At 44.6% G+C, this 25,982-nt stretch carries 16 protein-coding genes and 1 pseudogene; 8 read left to right on the top strand and 9 right to left on the bottom strand.

The genetic code is table 11. The features are described 5' to 3' along the window. Window positions 1-36 precede the first annotated feature (36 nt). Both RIM23_RS28990 and RIM23_RS28985 read left to right on the top strand, forming a co-directional pair. Window positions 37-810: an HAD-IIA family hydrolase gene (locus tag RIM23_RS28990; RefSeq protein ID WP_446371731.1), complete on the top strand. Its 774-nt coding sequence runs from the start codon at window positions 37-39 to the stop codon at window positions 808-810. 176 nt (window positions 811-986) lie between these two features. Then, window positions 987-3,158, top strand: coding sequence for a leucine-rich repeat protein (locus RIM23_RS28985; protein ID WP_446371729.1), 2,172 nt, complete (start codon window positions 987-989; stop codon window positions 3,156-3,158). A gap of 8 nt (window positions 3,159-3,166) precedes the next feature. On the opposite strand, the gene thrC is transcribed toward RIM23_RS28985, so the two are convergent. The 3 genes from thrC to rimO form a co-directional block, all read right to left on the bottom strand. After that, the gene (gene thrC / locus RIM23_RS28980; RefSeq protein ID WP_446371727.1) at window positions 3,167-4,291 is read right to left on the bottom strand and encodes a threonine synthase; all 1,125 of its coding nucleotides are present in this window, start codon (window positions 4,289-4,291) and stop codon (window positions 3,167-3,169) included. Between the two features lie 655 nt (window positions 4,292-4,946). Then, window positions 4,947-6,341 (bottom strand): DEAD/DEAH box helicase, encoded by a 1,395-nt coding sequence (locus RIM23_RS28975; protein ID WP_446371725.1) that lies wholly within the window; start codon window positions 6,339-6,341, stop codon window positions 4,947-4,949. Window positions 6,342-6,456: 115 nt separating this feature from the next. Further along, window positions 6,457-7,794: a 30S ribosomal protein S12 methylthiotransferase RimO gene (gene rimO / locus RIM23_RS28970; protein WP_446371773.1), complete on the bottom strand. Its 1,338-nt coding sequence runs from the start codon at window positions 7,792-7,794 to the stop codon at window positions 6,457-6,459. 828 nt (window positions 7,795-8,622) lie between these two features. Here rimO and btpA point away from each other — a divergent pair. Beyond that, window positions 8,623-9,471: a photosystem I biogenesis protein BtpA gene (btpA, locus tag RIM23_RS28965; RefSeq protein WP_446371723.1), complete on the top strand. Its 849-nt coding sequence runs from the start codon at window positions 8,623-8,625 to the stop codon at window positions 9,469-9,471. A gap of 60 nt (window positions 9,472-9,531) precedes the next feature. Further along, on the top strand, window positions 9,532-10,506 hold the full coding sequence (locus tag RIM23_RS28960) for a vitamin K epoxide reductase family protein (RefSeq protein ID WP_446371721.1): 975 nt from the start codon (window positions 9,532-9,534) through the stop codon (window positions 10,504-10,506). 54 nt (window positions 10,507-10,560) lie between these two features. Here RIM23_RS28960 and RIM23_RS28955 read toward each other — a convergent pair whose 3' ends face one another. Next, a complete protein-coding gene (locus RIM23_RS28955; RefSeq protein ID WP_446371719.1) occupies window positions 10,561-10,986 on the bottom strand; it encodes a DUF1824 family protein in 426 nt (141 codons plus the stop codon). A gap of 572 nt (window positions 10,987-11,558) precedes the next feature. On the opposite strand from RIM23_RS28955, the gene RIM23_RS28950 reads away from it, so the two are divergent. The 4 genes and pseudogenes from RIM23_RS28950 to RIM23_RS28935 all read left to right on the top strand — a co-directional run bounded on the left by RIM23_RS28950 (window position 11,559) and on the right by RIM23_RS28935 (window position 16,326). Further along, window positions 11,559-12,446 (top strand): inositol monophosphatase family protein, encoded by an 888-nt coding sequence (locus tag RIM23_RS28950; protein ID WP_446371717.1) that lies wholly within the window; start codon window positions 11,559-11,561, stop codon window positions 12,444-12,446. A gap of 246 nt (window positions 12,447-12,692) precedes the next feature. Further along, window positions 12,693-13,301 (top strand): annotated as a pseudogene (locus tag RIM23_RS28945) (RNA-guided endonuclease InsQ/TnpB family protein); the annotation flags it as partial. Between the two features lie 175 nt (window positions 13,302-13,476). Continuing rightward, entirely contained in the window at window positions 13,477-14,832 is a 1,356-nt protein-coding gene (locus RIM23_RS28940) for a D-alanyl-D-alanine carboxypeptidase (RefSeq protein ID WP_446371715.1), read from the top strand. Between the two features lie 369 nt (window positions 14,833-15,201). Next, window positions 15,202-16,326: an RRXRR domain-containing protein gene (locus tag RIM23_RS28935; RefSeq protein ID WP_446371713.1), complete on the top strand. Its 1,125-nt coding sequence runs from the start codon at window positions 15,202-15,204 to the stop codon at window positions 16,324-16,326. A 69-nt stretch (window positions 16,327-16,395) separates the two neighbouring features. Here RIM23_RS28935 and RIM23_RS28930 read toward each other — a convergent pair whose 3' ends face one another. From RIM23_RS28930 to RIM23_RS28910, 5 genes are all read right to left on the bottom strand, one after another. Then, window positions 16,396-18,708, bottom strand: a complete 2,313-nt coding sequence (locus tag RIM23_RS28930; RefSeq protein WP_446371711.1) for a pentapeptide repeat-containing protein — start codon at window positions 18,706-18,708, stop codon at window positions 16,396-16,398. 334 nt (window positions 18,709-19,042) lie between these two features. Then, window positions 19,043-21,169: a pentapeptide repeat-containing protein gene (locus tag RIM23_RS28925; protein ID WP_446371709.1), complete on the bottom strand. Its 2,127-nt coding sequence runs from the start codon at window positions 21,167-21,169 to the stop codon at window positions 19,043-19,045. A 381-nt stretch (window positions 21,170-21,550) separates the two neighbouring features. Continuing rightward, window positions 21,551-22,198, bottom strand: coding sequence for a GTP-binding protein (locus tag RIM23_RS28920; protein ID WP_446371707.1), 648 nt, complete (start codon window positions 22,196-22,198; stop codon window positions 21,551-21,553). Window positions 22,199-22,856: 658 nt separating this feature from the next. Then, entirely contained in the window at window positions 22,857-24,863 is a 2,007-nt protein-coding gene (locus tag RIM23_RS28915) for a tetratricopeptide repeat protein (protein ID WP_446371705.1), read from the bottom strand. A 390-nt stretch (window positions 24,864-25,253) separates the two neighbouring features. Next, on the bottom strand, window positions 25,254-25,631 hold the full coding sequence (locus tag RIM23_RS28910) for a hypothetical protein (protein ID WP_446358969.1): 378 nt from the start codon (window positions 25,629-25,631) through the stop codon (window positions 25,254-25,256). Window positions 25,632-25,982 lie beyond the last annotated feature (351 nt).

Genomic DNA, 25,982 nt, shown 5'->3' with positions numbered 1-25,982 from the left:
TGATATCGAGTCCAGGATTTTTAAGACTTGTAGTAGATGAATGAGCTACGCGGCAAACAGGCATTTATCTGTGATATGGATGGCGTGATTTACCACGGCAACCGCTTACTGCCAGGAGTGGAGGCATTTTTGGACTGGTTGAAGGCGTCGGGAAAACTATTTCTGTTCCTCACCAATAGTAGCGAGCGATCGCCTAGGGAGTTGCGGGAGAAGTTGAAGCGGTTGGGCGTCGAAGTCCCCGAAGAACATTTCTACACTAGCGCCTTGGCGACGGCTGCATTTTTGGCTCAACAATGTCCCGGAGGAAGTGCCTTTGTGATTGGGGAAGCGGGGTTGACAAATGCGCTGTATAATGCTGGGTTTTCGATGAATGATACCAACCCAGATTATGTGGTGGTGGGCGAGACGCGCAGTTATAGCTTTGAGAAATTAGAACATGCGGTGCAGTTGATGATTAAAGGAGCAAAACTAATTGGCACAAATCCCGACTTAACAGGACCGAGTGAGAAAGGAATTGTCCCCGCGACAGGGGCGTTAATTGCACCGTTGGAACTGGCGACGGGGGCGAAAGCCTATTTTGTCGGGAAGCCGAATCCCTTAATGATGCGCCATGCTCTGAAGCAGTTGGGCTGTCGTCGCGAGGATACAGCCATCATTGGCGATCGCATGGATACTGATATTATTGCCGGGATTGAGTCAGAAATCGAGACGGTGTTGGTGTTGTCTGGAGTCACACGCCAAGAGGATTTAATCCATTTTGCCTATCGTCCCCACTATATTTTGCCAGGAGTGGGGGATTTAGTCCCTTGACTTTTCTGGAAATACCTAGATGTTTGTTACATATTATAAACCTGTTCTAAATGACCATAAAGAGCGTTAAGAGGTTTATTTAACACTCTAGCAAAAGAGAGGCTCTAGGGAGTATTATCTAATTTTAGGCAGATATAAAACCGTGGTTTCACGGGTAAGACTGAGGTTATAGCAGAATGACTAATAAACAAGTGACTGAACCCAAAAAAGTATCGAGTGATACAAAAATCAGAATCACTCGTGCTGAATTAGTCAAAATCATTGCTCAAGCTACCCAAGAGGGAGTATGGCAACTAGATTTATCAGAGAAAGGTATTACAAAAATTCGCGACGAAATTACCAGATTAACTACCCTGAGATATCTAGATTTATCGAAAAATCAGATAACCGAGATACCGGAGAATATTGCTAAATTCCCTAACCTGCAATGGCTGGATGTATCAAATAATCAGATAAGAGAGATACCGCAGTATATTCGCCAACTCCCTAACCTGGAATATCTGGATGTATCAAATAATCAGATAAGAGAGATACCGCCGTATATTCGCCAACTCCCTAACTTGCAAACGCTGTATTTATCAGATAATCAGATAAGAGAGATACCGCCGTATATTCGCCAACTCTCTAATTTGAAAACGCTGTATTTATCAAATAATCAGATAACAGAAATACCAGAATATCTTGGTCAACTCACTAATCTGCAATGGCTGGATATATCAAATAATCAGATAACAGAAATACCAGAATATCTTGCCCAACTCACTAATCTGCAATGGCTGGATATATCAAATAATCAGATAACAGAAATACCAGAATATCTTGCCCAACTCACTAATCTGCAATGGCTAGATATATCGAATAATCAGATAAAAGAGATACCGGAATATCTTGCCCAACTCACTAATCTGGAAGAACTGGATGTATCGGATAATCAGATAAGAGAGATACCAGAACATATTACCCAACTCCCTAACCTGCAATGGCTGGATGTATCGAATAATCAGATAACAGAGATACCAGAATGCCTGGTTCACCTCACTAGCCGAGGGAGGCTGAATTTAGCGAATAATCAGATAACAGAATTAGATTTATCGAATAAAGGTATCACAAAAATTCCTGACGAAATTCTTCAAATAACCAACCTGCGACGCCTGGATTTAAGGAGAAATCAGATAAGAGAGATACCGGAAAATATTGCCAGAATCACTAACGTTAAATCGCTGTATTTGTCGAATAATCAGATAACAAAAATACCAGAAAGTATTACCCAACTGATTAACCTGCAAACGCTGTATTTGTCGAATAATCAGATCACAGAGATACCGGAAAGTATTGCCCAAGTAACTAGTCTAGAAGAGCTGTATTTATCGAATAATCAGATAAGAGAGATACCAGAAAGTATTACCCAACTCACTCACCTGCAATGGCTGGATTTATCGAATAATCAGATAACAGAGATACCGGAAAGTATTATCCAACTCACTAACCTGCAATGGCTGGATTTATCGAATAATCCGATAAGAGAAATACCGGGATGTATTATCCAACTCACTAGCCAAGAAAGGCTGAATTTAGCGAATAATCAGATAATAGAACTAGATTTATCAAATAAAGGCATTACAGAAATACCGGAAATTGTTGTCCAACTAAATAATCTGGAAGAGCTGTATTTATCGAACAATCAGATAACAGAGATACCGGAATGGATTACCCAACTCACTCACCTAAAATTTCTGTACTTATCAAACAATCCGATAACAGAGATACCGGAAAGTATTACCCAACTCACTAACCTAAAATGGCTGTCTTTATCGAATAATCCGATAACAGAGATACCGGAAAGTATTACCCAACTCACTAACCTACAATGGCTATCTTTATCGAATAATCAGATAACAGAGATACCGAACAGTATTGCCCAACTCACTAACCTGACATCGCTGGATTTAAGGAGAAATCGGATAAGAGAGATACCGGAAAGTATTGGCAACCTGGCAAATCTTGAACTGCTGTATTTATCGAACAATCAAATAAGAAAGATTCCGGAATATATTGCCCAACTTACTAATTTGGAATCGCTGGATTTAAGGGGAAATCAGATAGGAGAGATACCGGAAAGTATTACCCAACTCACTAACCTGCAAAAGCTGGATTTGCGGAACAATAAGATAAGAGATATAACGAAAAGTATTATTCAACTAACTGACCTGCAAAAGCTAGATTTATCGGGAAATCCCATAGGAAACGTAGTCTTAGGGACACCCCACCGAGATTTTCCATCCCCTCGCCCTGGAGACGTGGTACTGGGTTCTCAATCTTCTCCTCCCTCGAAAAAATCACTTGGATAAACTGTACTTCACCAACCTGAAGAACTTAATCCCATCACCTCAGCGACGGCGGTTGTGGTGGGCTTAATTCCTCGCTGTAACTGGTTGTTGCAGTGTTGAATAGCCGTATCCGGATCTTTTAACCCATTCCCCGTCAAAACACAAACCACGGTTGCTCCCGTCGGAACTTGATCTTTCACTTTTAATAACCCCGCCACCGATGCGGCGCTAGCGGGTTCGCAAAATATTCCTTCTTGTGATGCTAAGAGGCGATAGGCTTCGAGAATTTCCTCATCGGTAACGCTATGAAATTCTCCCTGACTGGCATGTTTTACCGCGACAGCTTTCTCCCAACTTGCCGGATTCCCAATCCGAATCGCGGTGGCGATTGTTTCCGGATGCGCCACAGGTTCACCCAGGATCAACGGCGACGCCCCTGCCGCTTGGAATCCCATCATCCGAGGTAAGCGATCGCACAACCCATTCTGATGATACTGGCAAAAGCCCATCCAGTACGCCGTAATATTCCCCGCATTTCCCACCGGAATACACAGCCAATCCGGGGCATTCCCTAAATTATCGACAATTTCAAAAGCGCCAGTTTTTTGACCTTCCAACCGATAGGGATTGACCGAGTTAACCAACGTTACTGGATAATTTGCTGCTAACTCCTGCACAATCTGCAAACAGTCGTCAAAATTTCCCTCAATTGCCAATACCTGCGCCCCATAAACCAATGCCTGCGCCAACTTCCCCAGGGCTACATACCCATCCGGAATTAACACAAAAGCTTGCATATCCCCCCGACTGGCGTAAGCCGCCGCTGAGGCAGATGTATTCCCTGTACTGGCACAAATCACTGCTTTCGCCCCAGCTTCCTTCGCCTTAGAAATCGCCATGGTCATGCCTCGATCTTTAAAGCTACCTGTCGGGTTAAGACCATCATATTTGACAAATACCTTAACTCCCTTACCCACCGCTTCAGAAAGGGCAGGAGTGGGGATCAGAGGTGTATTTCCCTCCAAAAGAGTCACCACTGGAGTTGAGGCGGTGACGGGTAAATAAGACCGATAGGTTTCAATTAGACCTGACCATTGACAAGACTGGGCAAAAGTCTCTTTTGTTTGAGGGGTGTTGGTAGCAGACAGAGTCATGGGTGATTTCTTACTAAATTTTGGTCATGACAAATGACCCGAAAAAAGCGTTGAGTAACCAGACGTGCCATGGCACATCTGTAGGGGAGGGTTTCACTATTATCGTTGTTTGCCACTCAGATGTCACTAAACCCGCCCTGCTGAAGGAGTGATAAGGTATTTGAATAGTAGGCAGGGTGTAGGGAACAGTTGAACCCCATGCTGAGGACGAATGACAAATGAAAAATTCATCCCACGCCTCTTAGTCATGGGATGAACGTGAACTACCAACATCAAATCAAAGATTATGATGTTGGCTTCGCGTCTCATTCGCCGATGCCACCACACCAAAAGATGTATTGGTCTTACTTAGCGTTTCTGGTTGGAATCCAACCTTTATCTCCTCAAGAGGGAGAACCCGCGCAGCCGCCCTGGTTCCCAAGGCTCAATTGTGCTTTTACCGCTTGGTTTTCGCGGTTTCTAACTAGAGTTATAGTCAATAATCTCAACAATAACATATCTTGTAATTGATCACAAGGTATCTTGTAATTGATCACAAGGCAAGAAGTGCATAAGTTTACAAAAAAAACAAGTTTTTCCTCACGGGCAATTAATCATCTCGCCGCTATACCCTACGGGTATAGCGGGAGACTTCTTGCCGTGTCTAGTTAATCAATTACCGAGAACGGTTGTGGGTCACCGATTCTTTGGATTTCTTATTACCACGCTTTATCACTTTCGGACGTTCGACCTTGTACTCAACCTCGACAGCAGCTAACTCCGGTTGCGTGTGGTCATAGACCATTTGCAAAGCGGCGGCGGCGATGGCGTGGGGGTCGTATTCTTCGCTTAACTCCCGCACGATGGGCAGGAATGATGCCATACGTTCTCCGGCGAGTGCCTCTCGTAACTGATCTTGCAGTTTTTCCAAGCGCCGCGCTTCGATTTGCGATCGCGTGGGAATCCGAGACACTTGTAAGTTCTGCCGGACTTTTCGTTCAATTTGGTGCAGTTTGCGCCGTTCAAAGGGTTGAATCAAGGAAATCGCTGTTCCTGTTTTACCCGCACGACCGGTACGACCAATCCGGTGAATATAACTTTCCACCTGATCGGGTAGATCGTAATTAATCACATGGGTAAGATGATCCACATCCAGACCCCGTGCGGCGATATCCGTTGCCACCACCCAGCGCACCTGACTCTGGCGGAATCGGTACAATAAGCGCTCTCGTTGACTTTGGCTGAGGTCGCCATGATACTCATCAACACTATGACCTGCAGCTTGTAACTGACTGGTCAGTTCTGCTGCTGATCGCCGCGTCCGCACAAAAATTAATGCCGCTTCTGGGTCTTCAAGTGCCAGAATCGGCTGTAGGGCTTTAGCTTTTGAGCAGCCACGGGGGATCATATAAACCCGCTGCTCAATCCGTGCTGGGGTAGCTTTAGGTTGCTCAACCGTTACCGTCACCGGAGATTTGAGGAAATTATTGATTAAATCCCGAATTGCCCCAGGCATTGTTGCCGAAAAACAGGCTGTTTGGCGTTCACTGGGGGCTTGCTTGAGGATTTTCTTCACATCATCGATAAAGCCCATGCTCAACATTTCATCGGCTTCATCTAATACCACCCATTTGACTTGATCTAATTTGAGATCTCCCCGATCTAACAAATCGATCACTCGTCCTGGCGTACCTACAACCATTTGGACACCGCGTTGCAACATGCGAATTTGCCGATCAATGGATTGCCCCCCATAGACGGTGAGGATACCGACACGACGAGTACCCGTGAAATCCCGAATCGCATCGGCGACTTGTTGCGCTAATTCCCGCGTCGGCGCAAGAATCAGGGCTTGTACACCTCGGACATGGGGATCTATCTGTTCTAAGATAGGCAGGGAAAAGGCAGCGGTTTTCCCTGTACCCGTTTGAGATTGAGCGACCACATCTCGTCCCGCCAACAGTTCCGGAATGGCTTGAGATTGAATCTCTGTTGGTGTATCAAAACCTAATGTTTCAAGTTGATGGATGCGTTCTTCAGATAAGCCCAGAGTATTGAATGAAAGGGTCATAATGCAAGCGTTTGTTGTGAGTTTTTATTGATGATTAAGATCAGTGGTCAGTTATCAGGAGTCTAGGTTAGGTATTTAGCAATTGCCATTCTCCCTCACCCTTAATCGACTCAAGTCAAAGGACAACTGACAGTGGACTAGGGACTACAGAACCATAGAGGTCATAGATGCCAGCATCGGTGATTTCTACTTCCACGATGGTCCCCAAGGGGGCTTCGCCTTGGACGTAGACTAATCCATCGACCTCAGGGGCAAATCGAGCTGAGCGACCGATCCGTTCCCCGGTTGAGGGGTTCTCTTGCTCAATCAGAACGTCAACGAGCTTGCCCACTTCACCTTGGTTTCGTTTCAACGCAATCGGCTGTTGAGCTGCCATCAGCGTCTGGCGACGCTCCTCCATGACGGCTTTGGGGACTGGATTGGGCAAGTTATAAGCTGGTGTACCCTCTTCCGGAGAAAAAGTAAACACACCAACATGGTCAAACTCATGATGCTGGACAAATTGCAGCAAATGGTTAAATTGCTGCTGTGTCTCACCCGGAAACCCTACGATAAAGGTTGTCCTCAGTACCGCATTCGGCAGGGCGGCTTTAATGCGATCAATAATTTGATCATTCACTCGCCCCTGCCAAGGACGGTTCATGGCACGCAGGATTTCTGGATGGGAATGCTGTAGGGGTAAATCCAAGTAAGGCAGAACATTAGGAGTCTCCTGAATTGCGGCAATTACTGGCTCAGTTAAACCTGTTGGGTAGGCATAGTGCATCCGAATCCAAGGTATGTCCACCTTACCCAATGCCCGTAATAGTTCAGCTAACTTGGGTTCTCCGTACAGATCTACGCCATAGTTGGTCGTGATTTGGGAAATGAGGATTAATTCCTGCACTCCTTGGGATGCCAATTGTTCAGCTTCTGCCACAATCGATTCTATTGTGCGCGATCGCTGGTTTCCCCTCAGATACGGAATAATGCAGAAGGCGCACCGATAGTTACATCCTTCTGCTACCCGCAGGTAAGCGACTCCTTCTGAGGTTGTCCGATAGCGCGGCGTTGTTTCATCGGCAATATACGTGGGTTCGGCTGAGACGGCTTTGACCCGTTCTCCGGCTTCCACCCGTTCTATCACTTCGACGATGTTCTGATAATCTCCTGTTCCCACTACAGCTACCGCTTCCGGCAATTGCAGCAACAATTCCTCTTGGAAATGTTGTGCCATACAGCCAGCAATAACAATTTTCTTATCGGCTTCAGCTAGCTCAACTAGGGTGCGAACGGATTCTTTCCGCGCTGCCTCTATGAAGCTACAGGTATTCACAATAACATATTCGGCTAAATCTTCGTTGCTATCGACTGGATAGCCTGCTTTAACCAGCAGACCCAGGATATGCTCTGTATCAATACGATTTTTTTCACAGCCTAAATGAGAAATGGCAATGGTCGGCTTGTTGCCCATGCGGTTATTACTACAATCTGCACTAGAGGAGTAGAGTCGCGCTCTGTTATAAGCACTCGTATCTGTAAGCACTGAGCCGTGAACAGTTACCTGTCAACTCCCTGGAGAAAACCCGTACAGAGTTCAGGTTGATTGAATCCTGCTCACATTTTTACCCAGCGTTACTGGATTGATAGGGGTATAGCCTTAGAGTTTACCCTTGCTCCACTAGTAGTAGTACGGATGTTCTTTGGATGCTCTAGTTTAACCCCGTTACTTATTTATATAAAATTTTATTAATATACGCAATACGCTCGGCTATTTTATCTAACTTAACTGGTGATCATAAAAAGGCGGTGGTCAGGATGCAGAGAGTTCTATGCGGTTTACCATGATTTATTTTATTTGTCAATCCATCGAACGAGACAGAAATTTTCTGTGGTTGTCAAACCTGAGTATATTGACATCCTCACCACGCCACCTTTTAAAGGGTGGTTGCTTTTGGGAGGTTGACGCTACGACAAAAACAGCCTCTTAATGAGGTCTTATACTCTCTCCACGTCCGTTTTTAGTCTGGGAATGCCCTGCCGCGATTACATGATGTATCGCTTCATAGCATCAAACAAAACTTTCCTTATGTCTCCAGGTTGGATTAAAACCAGAGTCCCTTCGATCTTTCCTATTGCTGGTTCAGGCTCGGTTTAACACCTTGATCGGTGGTATATCGACAGCAAACTTAGGTGGGGGTTTCAACCACTACAATTATAGGACAAAAGCCGTCCTTCTAGGACGGGGCTTAAATCCCATTATTTTTGGTCAAATTCTTGTGAACGGTTTTCAGGTAGATACGTGAACTTACAACAAATTTTCAAGACACCCAATCCAATTATTGGCGTTGTGCATCTGTTGCCCTTGCCGACTTCTCCCCGTTGGGGGGGGAGTTTAAAAGCAGTGATTGATCGAGCCGAACAAGAGGCGACAGCGCTGGCATCAGGGGGAGTCGATGGTGTGATCGTGGAGAACTTTTTTGATGCTCCCTTCACGAAAAACCAGGTTGATCCCGCCGTCGTCAGTGCGATGACCTTAATTGTCGGACGGCTGATGAATTTAGTAACCTTACCGCTGGGGATCAACGTTTTACGCAATGATGCCAAAAGCGCGATCGCGATCGCCAGTTGTGTCCGCGCCCAGTTTATCCGGGTCAATGTTCTCACCGGCGTCATGGCAACGGATCAAGGATTGATCGAAGGACAAGCTTATGAACTGTTGCGGTATCGCCGGGAACTCGGTAGTGATGTGAAAATTTTAGCCGATGTCTTGGTTAAGCATGGACGCCCCTTGGGATCACCGAATTTGACCACAGCCGTACAAGAAACCATTGGACGGGGTTTAGCCGATGGCGTCATCCTCTCCGGATGGGCAACAGGTAGTCCTCCGAGTCTAGAAGACTTAGAATTAGCCTCAGCCGCCGCCAATGGAACTCCTGTTTTTATCGGTAGTGGCGCCAATTGGGAAAATATTCCCACCTTGATGCAAGCCGCAGACGGTGTGATTGTCTCCAGTTCCCTGAAGCGACGGGGGCGTATTGAGCAACCCATTGACCCGATTCGCGTCAGTCAATTTGTGGAAGCGGCACGACGTAGTGTGAACACGAAAGCGTCGCCGCAACCCATGTCTTCGGTCAAGTTACATTCATAGTAGGAGTGAGTCGTAATTGTCTGGCTTACTTTTGAAATTCCTAGTGTTGATTGACAAATTATGAGACGCCGACGTTCTGCTCCCTGGATTCATCGCCAGTCCCGCCCGCTCATTGGTGCGATCGCGATTCTTGGTGCTTTAGATACTGCTTATCTCACCCTAGTGGAAACAGGGGTATTTAAAGAAGCCGTATGTCCCACAGGCGATGTAATCAACTGTCAAGCTGTCTTAAGTAGTAGTTATGCTTGGCTTTTGGGCATACCGCTGAGCTTATTTGGCTTTTTAGCCTATACTGCGATCGCGGTATTTGCCTTTGCGCCCCAACTTGTTAAATCATCGGATAACAAAGACTTTCGCCGACAAGTAGACGATTGGAGTTGGCTGCTGATGTTTGCTGGCTCAACCGCAATGGTTGTTTTCAGCGGCTACCTCGTCTATCTCATGTCCTTTGTAATTAAGGCGTTTTGTATCTATTGCCTCGTATCCGCCTTCTGCTCAATCGCCTTATTCGTGCTGACGATAATTGGGCGTGAGTGGGAAGATGTGGGACAACTGTTTTTCACTGGCATTGTTGTCGGCATGGTAGCGTTGATTGGCACCTTGGGCGTTTATGGCATGAGTAGCCAATCGACAACGACTGCTGGTGCAGACGGTGGCGTAATTCCTACAGCATCGGGTGCGCCTCAAGCTCCTTACGGCTGGAAAGTAACCACAACCTCTGGCGCAGCGGAAATAGAACTGGCTCGTCATCTGACAGCCGTGGGTGCTAAAGAATATGGTGCCTATACTTGTCCCCACTGCCACGATCAAAAGCAGTTGTTTGGCAAGGAAGCCTTTAGCCAAATCGATTATATCGAGTGCCATCCGGCTGGTGAAAATCCTCAGCCTCAAGTGTGCCAAGCAGCGGGAATACAAGGATATCCGACTTGGGAAATTAATGGTCAGTTGTACCCTGGGGTTCAGAGTTTGGAAAAACTGGCAGATTTAACCAACTACCAAGGAAAACGCGACTTTAAGTACCAATTGCCTCGCTGAGAACTGTAGAGACGCGCCATGGCGCGTCTCTACAAAGTTAATACAAATAAAGGATTAATCTGACGATTCATATAAATCGAGGGGTAGATGACCATACATTTCATTAATACCCCCTTCAAAGGAAGATTGGCAGGATACTAAAACACCGCGATGCTCACCCGTATAGGAATCTATATAACACAATCCTGAATTGCCGTTATATTTGATATAAACCGCTCCCTCAATTGGAGTCAGATCAAGATTCGGTTGATATCCTAAAGCTTGAGTATAGGCTTTGAGCGCCGATAAACCCTGAGCCGCTGTATCCGCACAAATACCAAATATTTGATAGTCTGAATGATCGGCAAGTAAAGCTAAGGCTTGCCGCAGTTTCTCTTTGTCGGAATCTGAAACCACAGGTTGAACACAGATGCAATTGAAGGGGTTGAGGAGTGCTTGAGCGTCTGAGATGGTGAGAGGGGTAGAGTTTTGGGTAGACATAATTCGCGATCGCTTGTGACCTGATCGATGATACCAAGTCGCTGGATGCCGGGAGTGACAAGCTCCTTGAATAGTACCCAGGGTGTAGGGTGTAGGGAACAATTGAATCCCTCTGTTACTTCACTATGATAGTGATCACTCAATTCATGTAAAATGAATCACCTTTTCTGGGCTTTATTATCACAACTTCTCAGAGATGTTGATCAAGATTTAGTAAAGATCTTTAGGTAAAAATAATATTTATAAATAAAAAAACATCAAAAAAAATCTGACAAGATTCATGAGTACCTGTCCCTGCTGCTCCCATCCCTTACTACGGCACATTAGCCACCATCGTCTCTACTGGTTCTGTTCACACTGTAGACAGGAAATGCCCAACCTTGATACGACTTGTCGCCAACCTATCCAAGAACTAGAGCGCCTATTTAATCTGCCAACTGTTCCCAGTCAGACTAAGTTGATCAGTTGCCTGTAGTACATTTTTACTGAATTTATGCCCGTATGTGGAGGTAATATGGCGTATTACCGGGAAACATTAAGGGTGTAAATCTCCCCAGAGGAGTTCTGGAATTATGGATTATTTACCCTTATGTTCAGAAATTGCCGAAAATCTAGCGACTTTTTTAGACAAACTACGCTACCAAAATCAGTCAATAATAGATAGCAAAGCCAAACATGAAATTAATCGCCAAGCTGGTGAAATTATCCGTTCTTGTTTAGCAGACTATCCCATAAACCTTTATCTCGCCGGAGAACACCCTAAGCGAAACCCTCACGCTGGCTACTCTATATTTGTCGATCCGATTGATGGAGCATCAAACTGGCTACGTCAAGTGGGCGATCCGTCTTTCGTTATAGCGATCGCGGCAAAATCATCCGACGTAACCTTAGGGGATCTAGACTTTGCGTATGTACGAGGATTACGTACCGGAGACTGCTACTATGGAACCCAGAACACTGCCTATTTCAGAAGCGCCCACACTCAAGACTATAGTAAAATTTACTGTCACTCTCAAGTTTCCCTAAACGACGCGATCGCATACTTACATCCAGGCTATCATCGTGCTAAAGAAAAATTGAGCGGCAGTTTCCCCTTGTGGTTATACTGTAGGGATATTCGCTCGATCGATAACTCAGCCATGGAGTTTTGTGAAATCGCCCGAGGCGCTGCTGATTTTCTGGTCGAATGTCGTTATACTTCAGGAAATTATAATTTACTCGCCTATCCAATTTTAAAATCAGCTGGCGGTTATTTGGTTGATTTTCGCGGCAATTCTCTGGCGTCTCTCAGTCTGGAATCTGAATATATTGTCGATTATGTCGCCTGTGGTTCAGGCTATTTATTACGAGAGGTTCTCCAGGCTATTCAACGCTGGGAGCAAAACCACGAAAAAACTTTCTGTAGTTTTTTAGCAGAAATTGAGCGGGAAAACCAACTTTGGAAAAGTCAAATTGCTTGAAGAGTCATTTGTGATTTGTCATTGGTTGTCTGACGAAAGTTGGGTGGATGAGTGCTGATGGTTATATGGACAAATCTTGTCCATAGGTGTAGTACAGGCTAAATTAGCTTTTCGCGGGGAAGCCCCGCACTCTGCCGTTGGCGAGTGTCGGGATGAGGAGCGGTAAGTCGAGGGGTTCAATGCCCCGAAGACGAACAACTTCATTGCTTGTGTTAGACTACTTTATAGCAAAATAGATTCTCTCTAATGTTAAAGGCACTCAAGCTAAGATTGTACCCAAATAGCCAACAAAAGCAATTGCTAGAGCAATCCTTTGGCAACTGCCGTTGGTTGTGGAATTATTGTCTTGACTTGATGAACAAAACCTACAAGGAGACAGGAAAATGCTTGTCGGGGTATGAAGTTAAAAAACAATTACCCGCACTCAAAAAAGAATACGAGTGGCTGGGATTAACCTACTCTCAATGCTTACAACAAGTTTGTCTGAATTTGGGGGTAGCCTTTAACAACTTCTTTGAGCAAAGAGCCGGTTATCCCAGCTTTAAATCCAAGCAGAGGAAACAATCAATTCAGTACCCTCAGAATGTCAATGTGTTGGACAAGTTCTTGAAACTCCCGAAAATCGGTGAAGTTAAAGCCGTTATCCATCGTCCGATTGAAGGGAAAATCAAAACCGTCACCATCTCCAAGAATCGTTGCGACCAATACTATGCTTCAATCTTGGTTGATCATGGGAAAAATCAACCGGAAAAGTCAACCGAAGGAAAAGCCGTTGGCATTGATTTGGGCTTAACTCACTTTGCCATCACCAGCGATGGTTCTAAGTTTGACAACCCTAGATGGATAGCAAAACATTGACCTGTGGGACACGGGACAAAGCCTATCGCCAAACTGTAAGACGCAGTAATAGAGGACGAATTCAATCTACTACTACGCGGGTTTCTGGGTAGGAAGCCCGCGATGTATGCGGAGCATCAGCGTCGGGTAGTTCACGAAGCTATAATCGAGAACTCCTAATTTTTTATATAAAATGCTCAAACCCCTTCCCTTGAGGACTGTACTATCCCTGACTCTCGTAACCTTTACCGCCAGCTGTTCCCCTCAATCTAATCTCTCTCAACCCTCCGTCAACGAAATCGATAGTGTTTCAGTAGCTGAAAGTCCAGCAGAAGCAGAATTGGCGCAAAAACCAGCTATTCCCTCACTCGCTTCCCCGGATAATCCCGATCCGGCGATCCAAGGGCAAATTGTGCAATACATGAATGGTTTAGCCGCCAAAGGATTTGCCAAGGAAAATCATGGGATTTGGATACAGGCGGGGAATACTCTTCTAGGGAATTATCAAGGTACAGTCCCCTTACCGGCTGCATCCATCACCAAAGTCGCCACCTCCCTCGCCGCTTTGCAAACCTTTGGTCCGGATCACCAGTTCATCACCCTGATTGGCGCAACAGGGGCGGTGGAAAACGGTGTCCTCCAGGGAGACTTAGTTATCGCAGGCGCAGAAGATCCATTCTTTGTTTGGGAAGAAGCGATCGCGTTGGGAAATCTCTTGAATCAGATGGGTATCCAGCAGGTGGCGGGTAATTTAATCATCACAGGCAAATTTTACATGAACTTTGAGTTTGACCCACTTAAATCAGGGACACTGCTCAAACAAGGGTTAAATGCTCAACTGTGGACTCCTGAAGCCCAAACCCAGTATCAAACCCTACCCCCAGATACTCCTAAACCTCAAGTTGCGATCGCGGGTTCAGTACAAGTCTCTCCCACTCCCCCCAGTAATGTCCAACCCCTGATCCGCCACTCGTCCTTTCCCCTGGCTGAACTACTCAAAAAAATGAATCAATATAGCAATAATAAAATGGCAGAAATGATCGCCAACTCTGTGGGAGGGGCTAATGTTGTCGCCCAAAAAGCCGCCGCCGCCGCAGGCGTTCCTCAAGCGGAAATTACCTTAGTCAACGGTTCTGGATTAAGCGATCAAAATAAAATTTCTCCCCGTGCGGCTTCCGGTTTATTTCTAGCCATTGCCCGATATCTTCAACCCTATAACATGAGCCTTGGCGATGTATTGGCGATTGTCGGACAAGATGAAGGCATTTTAAACGAACGTTCTCTTCCCCCATTCGCCATCGTTAAATCCGGAAGTTTAAATAGTGTCAGCGCTTTAGGGGGAGCTTTACCCACGCAGCAGCAGGAAATTATCTGGTTCTCTACGATGAATATGGGTTACAACCTTGAAGGATTTCGCGCCCAACAAGAAGCACTACTGCAAAGTTTTATTAGCCAGTGGGGATCGGTTCAATCATTACCCGAAACCTTACAACCCAATCCCGAACGAACCAGTAAAACCTCTAGCAATGAAATAGTCAACCAATTATGAGGAAACAGGAAATGGGAAACATTCAACAACCCTGACTTAGCTAACGCTTGAAGTCAGGGATTGCCGGACAAACGGACCCTTTAAACCGTTGAATACCGCATGGAGTCTCGGTTTGGTACAGACACCCGGATGTTTCCCTAGTCCGGATTAAATCTAAAGCTTTTTGTCGGGCTGTTGTTAAGTCAAGACATCTTAACCGAGATGGCGGGAAGGGACATAGTGGTCAGTGGTCAGTGGTCAGTTATCAGTGGTCAGTAATTGGCTGATAACTGGTAACTGATAACTGGTAACTGATAACTGATAACTTAACTCGTGAGGATTATATCCATGTTACGAGTACCAGTTTTATCAAGGTCAGGCAAGCCCTTAATGCCAACCAAAGCTAGCCGTGCTAGACGTTGGCTAAAAGAAGGTAAAGCCAAAATCGTACACAACGATTTAGAATGTTTTGCCATTCAGCTAACTTTTGAAACAGGGGAGAACACTCAGTCGATAGCCATAGGAATAGATCCAGGCAAATGCTACTCAGGCGCCGCCGTTCAATCGAGTCTTGCTACCCTCTGGATGGCTCATCTAGTTCTACCGTTCAAAACAGTTAAAGAGCGGATGGAATTACGGCGGGTCATGCGTCGAGCAAGAAGAGGTAGACGAATTAACCGGAAATTGTCTTACAACAAGCGTTGTCATCGTCAGGCAAGGTTTGATAATCGCAAGCAAGCCAAACTACCTCCCTCGATTCGAGCCAACAAACAGCTAGAGTTACGGGTAGTCAAAGAGTTGTTTAAGCTGTTCCCTGTTAGCGCCATTCACTATGAATTGGTTATGGCTGACGTAGACAGAACCAGTGGACGGAAATCGGCTCGGTCTGGTGTCGGATTTTCTCCAGTCATGGTGGGACAGCGACAAATGCTTAATTGGCTATCTGAATTAGCCCCGGTTAAAACTCATCAGGGATGGCAAAAGGATGGAAACGGAACTAGCCAACTAAGAAAGTGGTTGGGATTAGCCAAAGACAAGAAAAACAAAGCTAATCAGACACCTGCAACCCATGCTGTCGATGGTGTGACCCTAGCCGCGTTTGAATTTATACAATGGAGAGAATGGCACTCGAATAATGCAAAACATGGAAGTTGGTGCGGCGATGTTCAAATCACACCTGCGTCATTTGCCATAGTCCGTAGACCACCAATTAGCCGTAGGCAGTTACATCTTTGTGTTCCATCCAAGGGCGGCAAACGGCGCAAGTATGGCGGTACAGTTACCCGTCATGGGTTCAGAAAGGGCGACAAGGTTTTAGCTGAAAAAGCTGGAAAAACTTACATCGGCTGGTGTTCTGGAGACACTGAGAAACAAGTTTCAGTTAGCGATGCTAGTTGGAAACGGTTAGGGCAGTTTACTGCCAAGAAAGTCCGGTTGTTGCAGCGAAGCACGGGATTAATTGTCGTGCCTGCAACTGGATTGTCAAATCTCCCCTTATTGAAAGGGTCGATTTGACCTCTATCCCTCTCCGGGTTGCTTTGCTCCAAGTCGGAGTCTCACGAGGTATACGATGACAAATGACGACTAATTCTCAAATTGGTGAGGCAATAGGGAAGGTGAATGTGGAGGAAGGGGATTTTTCCAGGGGTTGCGATCGCGGGGTGTTAGTTTACTAAACTCAACAGTAGCGCCAAGCTGTTCTAATTCTCCCTGCTGGGCTTGAGATAGTCCAGCATTTTGCTTAAATATTGCTCCCTCAACCTTCACACCACTTAGATTAGCATTGAAAAGATTCGCGCCCGTGAGATTGGCTTGTCTCAAATCCGCATTCGACAAGTTGACATGACGCAGAAACGTATGACTCAAATCGGCTCCCCTGAGATTTACATGACTTAAATCAGCACGACTAAAATCAGCATGACTCAGATTTGCCCCTTCTAAATTGGCATGAGTAAGGATAGCATGACGCAATCGCACCTCCTTTAAATTTGCTCCCCTTAACATCGCCTGATTCAGTTGAGCATTGTTGAGATTAGCTTGGCTCAAATCGGCTCTGATGAGACTGGCTCCGCTCAGATTCGCCTGTTCTAAAATTACCCCCTTGAGATTCGCTCGATCCAATTGGCTGCGCTGTAAGTTTGCACCTGTTAAATTAGCCTGACTCAGATTCGCCTCACTCAAGTCAACCTCACTTAAATCCCCTTCCTGAAGGCTGGTTTGTCGTAAATCCGCACTCTTAAGATTGGAACCACACAGAATCGCCTGATTAAGATTCCCATGGCTGAGATTTGCGTGCTGAAGATTGGTATGTCGTAGTTTCGCCCCGACTAAAGTGGCACGACGCAGATTAACTTTTTGTAAATTGGAGCGACTCAAATTAGCCTGATTAAGGTTTGCACCATTGAGATTAGCATTATTCAAATCTGTTGCTGTTAAATCAGCTCCCATAAGTATGGCACTACTTAAATTAGCGCTACTGAGTTTAGCCAGACTCAAATTCGCCTCACTCAGATCAGCACTGCTGAGATTCGCTTCCCGCAAATCCGCAGCACTCAAATCACTACTGCGAATGTCAGCCCCCTTGAGATCACTCCCGCGTAGATCAGCGCCTTTCAATTGGCAAAAAATACGGTAAGCTCCCAACTCAGAAACCTCTGATTCGCCCTCCTTAATTTTGACGACATCAAATTGCATATTCTCAGTATAAATAGCAAAGACAACATTAAAAATATCCAAAAAGTTAATAAACCACCGACATTCTGCTTCTGGATACCCTTCGTAATAACGAATCAGACTAGCAATGCAATTATCTAAATGAGTGCGGACATAATTACACAATAAAATAACTTTGAGCAAGAGAATAACAATCGTCAGGGGACTGCCTTGGCTGGTTAGGGCAATAAAGAGCGGGGAGGGTTCCTGTCCATTTTCTGTGGTTAAAAATTCTAAGGTACGCCGACAAGTCCGCAGCAATAAATCCATGGTCGTCGTTTCCTCGTGATACGACTCATAGAGCGTCTCTAGTTTTTCGGTCAGCGTCCTTTTGAAAAAATCAATGGACTGCTGAGGACTCGTTGAAAACAGCAAATACTCAAGAAATTTTTGCTTACAGTCCCAATAATTGAGCGTTTTACTCTGCTGAACAAACAAATCAGCCGCATGGGAATAATTATGAAGAAACTTGCGCGAGATAAGTTGTTTTAGTAGACGAATAATTCCATTGCCCAGTCGAGTTGGATTAGCTGGCGGTTTCTTTCTAAACGTTGGCGAATCACAATGTACTGTATACATTGCCAGTTCAAACTTGAACTTCTCTTTCAAACGTTTTGCCGTTTTTTTCGCTAACTCCCGCTGCTCAACTGGATTTTGAGAATCTAAATATTGCGGCAATATTAAGTAATAGGCATAACGATGACTCCACCCTCGACGTTCTGTATGGCTTAAGGTAAAGACTTTAAGTTCTTGATAGTCCGGACTCTCAATAAAATTTGCAATCCATGTTCTCAGAAGATTCAGGTTTGGAGATACAGTAGATTTAAGTGGGTTAGCATCAGCAAGGGTTAGAATCAACTCCTCTATAGAGTCTGACCGCCGACTGGCTGACCAATTGTTAATCAAGATATAGCAAGACCGCTTAAGCGTATTTCTAAATTCTTGCTCATCCTTTTGCTCAAGTAGCTCATAAATTGAGCGAGCGACGTCTGGATTTGGTTGACACTCACCAAAGAAAAATAACTGCTTAAATTCAGGCAAAACGGTTTCTGGAGGAGAACTCTCTACTCGATCGAGCAAGAATTGATAAATAACCTCCTGAGCTTGCTGAATCCGTTGCTGCTGTGATTCTACATCAGCTAAAGAATCGAATGGCTGATTATCTGGTATGATGCGCCCCTCCATAATAGGCAAAACCTGAGTTAACTAATCCTGGTAATTATCTGTCCTTACTACCTATAGCTTAACCTTTTCCCGAAATATTCCTCATCGAAAATATATATTCTACCCAAAATTAGTAGCATCTGGGGGAGTGGGGGTGCAGGGTGTAGGGTGTGGGGTGTGGCAAAGGGAACAATTGAACCCCTCTAAACAGACTCTAAATGGTAAAATAACCAAAGTTGGCGCTGACAACGCCTGTTCAGGTAGGTTATTCAATTTTGACAAGTTTACCTGAGTCCCTAAAGGGAACCGCTACAATTGACCCTTCACTTCGCTCAAGGGCAAGCTTTTGACTTATTCATCCAATAATTGCTCCTTGTTGCTTAAGTTCTTGCTTCATTGGCTCAGAGAGTCCAGAATTATTTCCAAATCGAGTCCCCTTAACCTTCACACCAGTGAGATTCGCATTGAACAGGTTAGCACCCCTAAGATTGGCATGGCTGAGATTTGCCCCAGTTAGATTAACGTGACGCAGCAAAGCTTGCCTCATATCACTTCTACTGAGATTACTATTGCTCAAATCTGTGCGGGTTAAGTCCGTTTTCTGAAGATTTGTGTGACACAAACTGGCATAACTCAGGTCAGCTCGATCTAAGTTAGCACCGCTTAAGTCAGCGTGGTGTAGCTGAGTCCAATTGAGTTGAGCGCCTCTAAGATTGGCATTTCTGAGATCCACACCATTGAGATGAGCTTTACTGAGATCGGCATTGCTCAGATTAGCATAGCGAAGATTAGCATTCACTAGATTCGAGGAATTCAAACTAGCATTACTTAAATCAGCACTACTAAGATCGACTTGCTGGAGATTAGCACGGCGCAGTTTAGCACTTTTTAATATGGCACGGCATAAATTTGCTTTTTGCAGGTCGGCACAACGTAGATTAGCTTGACTGAGATTCGCACCACTCAAATTGGCATTCTGAAGTATGGCACCGCTTAACTCCGTGCGCTCCAGCATGGCACCGCTTAAGTTTGTCTGATTGAGTTTGGCAAGACTCAAGTCGGCTTTGCTCAAATCAGCCCCTGCCAGATCTACCTCCCGCAAATCTGCTGCTCTGAGATCCATATAACGGATATCTGTCCCTCTCAAATCAGCACTCCGCAGATCTGTTCCTTTCAATTGGGAAAAGAGGCGATAGTCATCAAGATCCAACACATAAGCATCTTGCTCATCGTCATTACCATTGAGTTTAACAATGTTATATTGAATGTCTTCGGTACAAATAGCAAAAACAATATTGAAAAATTCCAAAAAATTAATCAGCCACTGACAGTCTTTTTCGTCAGAGTTTTCGTAATATCTAATTAATTGGGCAATACAAACATCCAGATGGGTTTGAGCATATTTGCAAATTAGGATAATTTTGAGCAGGATCACGACTATGGTTAAAGGGTTGCCCCGATTAGTGAGTAAAATAAATAGAATTGAAGGTTCTTGACCATCTTCAGTCGTCAGTAACTCAATAATTCGCCGACATGTCCGCAGGAGCAATTCAAAACTCAGGGGTTTGGTATGATGATTTTCATAAAGACTATCTAATTTAGGAAATAAATATTTATCGAGTATTTCTGAATAAGTTTTGACGTTAACTAAGAATAATAAATATTGTTTAAATTCTCCTTTAAATTCTTGGTAGCTTTGATTTTGAGCGTGTTTACTCAAATAATTCGCATAACTCCGGCAATTGACTAATATCTGCCGAGAGCTAAGTTTTTTAATGAGTTGAATAACGTGATCACCTAGACGAGTCGGATTCGTGATTTTTTTTTCGGAGTTTAAATTAGAAGAATCACAACGAGCCGTATACATTGCTAGCTCGAATTTAAAATTTTTTCTCAGCCGCCTAGACAGATTTTTTGCCGTTTCTCGCTGTTCAATTGGATTGCGAGAGTCGAGATATTGAGGAACTAATAAATAAGCCGTATATCGATGACTCCAGTGCCGTTTTTCTTCTGCCTCAGCAATATAGGGAGCAGAAAATAATTTTAGTTCTTGATAATCGTGACTATCAACAAAATTAGCGATATATCCTTTTAGCCGAGTCATAGAAGGGGATAGAGTGATCGGCTTAACCGGAAGCTCGCCAACTAATTGAATCAGGTTTTCAATAAATTCATAATTCCGCTTTGATAACCAATTATTAATTAGAATATAACAAGAACGTTTTAATGTATTTCTAAACTCTTGATCATTTTTGCTGTCAATAATTTTTTTAAGTGCTGCTACTAGATGAGGCTCACTCTGATTTTCCAGAAATAATTTGCGAAACTCTTGTAATACAGTTTCTGGGGAATTGTGATGAACAATTTTGATCAGAAATTGATAAATAACTTCTTGAGCCGACTGAACACTCAAGTCGGTCTCAGAAATGTCCTCCCCTGATAAATTGAACTGTTCGCCTTCTGGTAAGATGCGCCCCGTCATAATGCCCAAAATTTATTGACACAAGTCTACTCTTCATCATACCTTAGTCCAACTCCCTGGGAAGTCATCAAAAAGCGGCTATGCCTTCCACCTCCTTGGCTGGGGTAGTAGGAATAGCCGTTTTGTGCGGGAGCATGGCTGTCGGTTGGGTTGAGGTAGGTAGGCTGAACCTTCTTGAAGAGTAACCCAACTCCCTTGGGAAAGCCTGTTGGGTTTTACTTGCTTCGGAACCCGACCTACTTGAGAGTTATCTGCCTTCACGGTTCATGCTCCTCTTTTTTACCTTCTTCGTCGTTGATGGTTCAAAGTTCATGAACGATGTAGCTGGCTTGGAGGAGAAGGAGTCCTATTAACGATGCACGAAACCCTAGGCGTCAAATCTTATAGTCCTGATGAAAACTGTTGCTTGGGCCACTGATAGTTCGTTCTCGACTTGAGGGGTTCAGCTTTACGAGTGGCTGCGACATTTTCCAGGTTTGCTTTTTCTTTGCCCTTACTACTTTGCAACAACTGGTGAGCCATTAACACCATTAGTGCTTCAAAAACTGACGTTTTTTCATTGGGATTTAAGGCGACCATCGGGGGTCTGTTTTTGTCGTTCATAAAGCCGAGAGCAAAGGCAATATGCTCCTGACCTAATGCCCCTGGTAAATCCATACAAGTTAAACCAATAATCATGGGGATTTGGACTCGGCTGTTCATAAACGAGAGAATTTCGCGAGCATCATTAAAAGAGCTGGAACGATTGGCTGCTACTAGTAAAATATAGGCATGAGCGCGACGAATCAATAAGTCCCACATAAAATCAAAGCGAGATTGACCAGGAGTCCCATAGATTTGTAACTCCATATTTCGACCTAAAGTGCGCGTACCGAAATCAAAAGCAACGGTTGTTCGTTTCTTCATTAATGATGTGCTATCAGTTGCTTTGCGTTCTGTATCAATTACTGTTGTTTGACTAAATGTCCGCACGAAGGTTGACTTACCAGCACCCACTGTTCCTGTAACGACAAGACGTATTGTTTCCATTATATTTTTCTCCGCAGTATTTCACCTAAATTTATGACTGTCAGATCAGTTAAGCGGGTCAGCTATCTACAGCGCACCAGAAAAATCCCAAATTTTGCTATACCCAAAATTAACTAGCTAACTTTTATTTTTGTCGAACAACTCATACAGAAATAGACCCTTATTTCAGCTATAGCTGCTTAAGTCGTCGTAGAACTGTTATGTTACCTCTAGTGCCATTTCTTTTTCCCAATCAGTGAGAAATTTTAACGGGGATTTATCTGTCTCATTGAAACTAATCAGATCTGGTATTTTGGGCAAAAATTCACAAGACTTCAGGCTCATATTTTTCTCTGGTCTGGATTTTAGATGAAACCCCCAAGTAGAGTCTTCTATAGTTTTAGCAATTTTCTTAGACTATTGTCTGCTTGTTTTATAAGAAAACCATTAAGTTTTCAATAGATCAGGGATGGGTTTTAATTGTCCCGGAATAATTATAAGCAATAATTAAAAACTCACTTAAAAATAAATGATAAGGTTAATGTTCTTCAATATTTTTCCATGATTTGCCCTACAATCCGGAACATTTAGCAATTTTATTATTTCATGTTTGTATAGTTTTATAACGTTAATACTTAAAATTGTGTAACTAGGGAAATCAGCAAATTACTCAGATATTTCACCCCGCCAGAATAATCATGGACACAATCAAACTAATCATGAGGAAAAATGCGCCTCCCCAATAAAGAATGAGACGCTTCAGCCCCAGGGTTTGAGGGGGAGACGAGGTTTCAACGCTTTGTCCTTTGAGCGACTGTAACCATTCAGCGACTCGTTGAAACTTGGGCAAGTTTGGGTGGAGTTTAGTCAGCGAGTCTTGCCACAACAGAATAGCTTGTGCTGGTTGATGATCTTGAGCATAGAAAATACCCATATTGGCTAACGTCTGACCTTCTCGGTAGCGATCGCCTAATTCCTGGAACATGGACAGACTCTGCTGATAGCAATCCCTTGCGTTCTGGCGCTGCTGCTGCTGAAAGTACACATTACCCAGGTTACTCAAGGTCTTCGCCGCCCCAGGGCGATCGCTCAGCTCGTTGAAAATGCCCAGACTCTGCTGATAACATTGGTTTGCCTTCTCCCATTGACTAGCTAAAGAATACACATTCCCCAAATTAATCAGCGTCTGCGCCTCTTTGTCGCGATCGCCTAATTCTCGGCTAGCTTCCAAAGCCAATCCATGAGTTCGTTCCCAGTCCCCCCAATACCCATGGGTGTTAAAAAAGTTAACCAAATTCTGAGCCAGCGACACAACCACATCCCAAGCCTCAGCTTGATGCGCCCACTCAACCGAGGCTACTATATTCGGTCGCTCGATTTCAAACCAGTATAAAGCCGCCAAAAGCCAATGACGCTCGGTAGGCGCTTGCTCTTTACCCTTAACCAAAGATTGAACAAACTGGCGACGAGTTTCTGGATTAATCGCCAAATCAAAAATATAAGCCATCTCTAGATACCAGCGACTCAGCCTCAATCGAGCCGCTTGTCTGACATCGGCGGGTTCCTGCTGCGCCAATTGCCCTCGGGCAAATCGACGCACCACATCATGGAAACGGTAACGCCCTGGACTCTCCGGGGTCAAAAGCTGCCATGCCACCAAAGTATCAAAGGATTGTTGCGCGATCGCAGATTCCACCTCTAACAACCTTACCACCACTTCAACTGTAAAATTGACACCCACTAAAAGTCCCAATAAGCGGAACAAACGAGCCGATGTCTCATCCAGTGACTGATAACTGAGGATAAGGCTAGGGCGCATCGACAAATCATTCAGGTGCATCTGTGCCAGCCGCTGTCGTTCATGCTCAAGCTTGCTCGCATAATCAGCCAATGGCGAGTTAGGGAATTGGCGCAAGAAACCGCCTGTAATCCGCACTGCCAACGGTAGATAATCGCACTGAGCCAGAATCTGTTGAGTCGCGTCTGGTTCAGCCGCCATCACCTGTGCACCAATGAAATTTTCCAGAAGCGATCGCGCTTCGGGTTCACTCATCACAGGCAACTCCACAATTGTCGCCTCCTCCAACCCATTAATCTGGCGACGAGTCGTAATTAACACTGCACAAGTAGAACATTGCGGCAGCAAAGGACGGATCTGAAACTCGTCGCGGGCGTTGTCAAGGATAATTAATACCCGTTTCCCTGCCATCAGAGAATCATACAGTTGAGAACGCTCACTCAGACTTTGAGGGATTGAGCGATCCTCCACACCCAAAACCCGCACAAACCCGGCGAGTACGTCTAAAGCGTCGAGAGGTTGCCCCTCACTCCCGCGCAGATTGACATAAAGCTGAGCATCGGGAAACTCCGGTTGTAACTGATAAGCCGCTTGCACAGCTAAAGCAGATTTGCCCACACCAGCGACACCCGTAACGAGTGCGATCGCCGCCTGGAATTTTTGACCCGATTTTGCCTGTCTTAGCACCCTAGTTATACCTTCGAGTTCCCCTTGGCGACCTGTAAAATCAGCCAATGGCAGCGGTAACTCATAGATCGAAGTCGATTGAGTCAACGTTTGCTGATAAATTCGTTTCGCTTTACTGGGTTCAACCGTCACCGCATCTTGCACTAAACCATGAAAGTGCAGTTCATACCTTGATTTATTTCCACTCATCGATTGCTCCAATGGTTTATCACCTTGCCGATCATCATCACCTCAGCCTAGTCACCCTAACCTAAGCTGGGAATGGGTTTGGTCTTACGGGTAATACAGACTGACAACCACCTGTTGTCACCTATCGTATCCTCAATTTTTACTCTGAAAAAATATAGATATTCCCTTAAATCTATCCTGACTCAATTTTTTATAAAACGCCATATATAAGCGTTACATCACTCAAATTTACTTAATTTTTATCTTCAATAAAATGAAATCAGCTTACGTCAGTCCCTGTTCCCTTACAAATGACTTTCCCCATGAAAAAACCCGGTCAAAGCCGGGCCACACTACCATTTGATAGAAAAGTTACGCTGTGATCAAGCTATGTTTACAAATTCTTGCACACCAAGTTGATTGCTACTTTGTAACTTCACAGGTAAGTGGGCAAGCTGCAAAAATTGACTTATGCAGAATATTCTGTTCACCATGTAACCAGCTCAACCAACGGACTTCCTTCGGATTGACGCCCTTAAAGGTTAATACGGCGGCTCCGAATAAAATCCCGAAAACATTCGCACCAATCAAACCAACGGCGACAAGCAAAACGGCACTAATCGGCAAAAGCGATTGCAAGGAAATCGCCATGATTGCTCCGAGCGCCACCATTAAGACAATCAGCGGAAACCCTGCCACTAATAGACATACGGTTAGAGTAAATGTCCAAATCAAGAAGCCTTTGACCTTTTCGTTGAGTGAATAAGCCTTTGTTAAGTTGTCACGGGTTGTCATTTCCATGGATGTTCCTCCTATCGGGGGTAAAAAATGGTCTTTATGTAACAAACCTTTAATCAATTTCTGCTACTTAAGAAATTACGAAGGTGAAATCCAGTATAGTGAACTTCTCCGGAGAAATGAGCTTTTTTTCAAGAAAATTTACAATCAAGGGAGACCATTTATGGATCGCTAAGACGGTCTGACTCATAATATAGGTCAAGCCTCGACTCAAGATCGTCTATCTATAGATAGAAGTCTTGGGCTGTTTAGCCTCATAAATCTGGTAACGGTATGCCCTCGACTCCCCCATAATTTTTCGCCACGATGACCAATCCCCACTAAATGGATTTTGTTAACATTTCTTATAGTTTT

The sequence above is a fragment of the Coleofasciculus sp. G3-WIS-01 genome (genome assembly GCF_040223135.1).
Taxonomy (GTDB): Bacteria; Cyanobacteriota; Cyanobacteriia; order Cyanobacteriales; family Coleofasciculaceae; genus Coleofasciculus.
The sequence above is the reverse complement of the archived record's forward strand: the minus strand, read 5'-3'. Positions and strand labels throughout refer to the sequence as shown.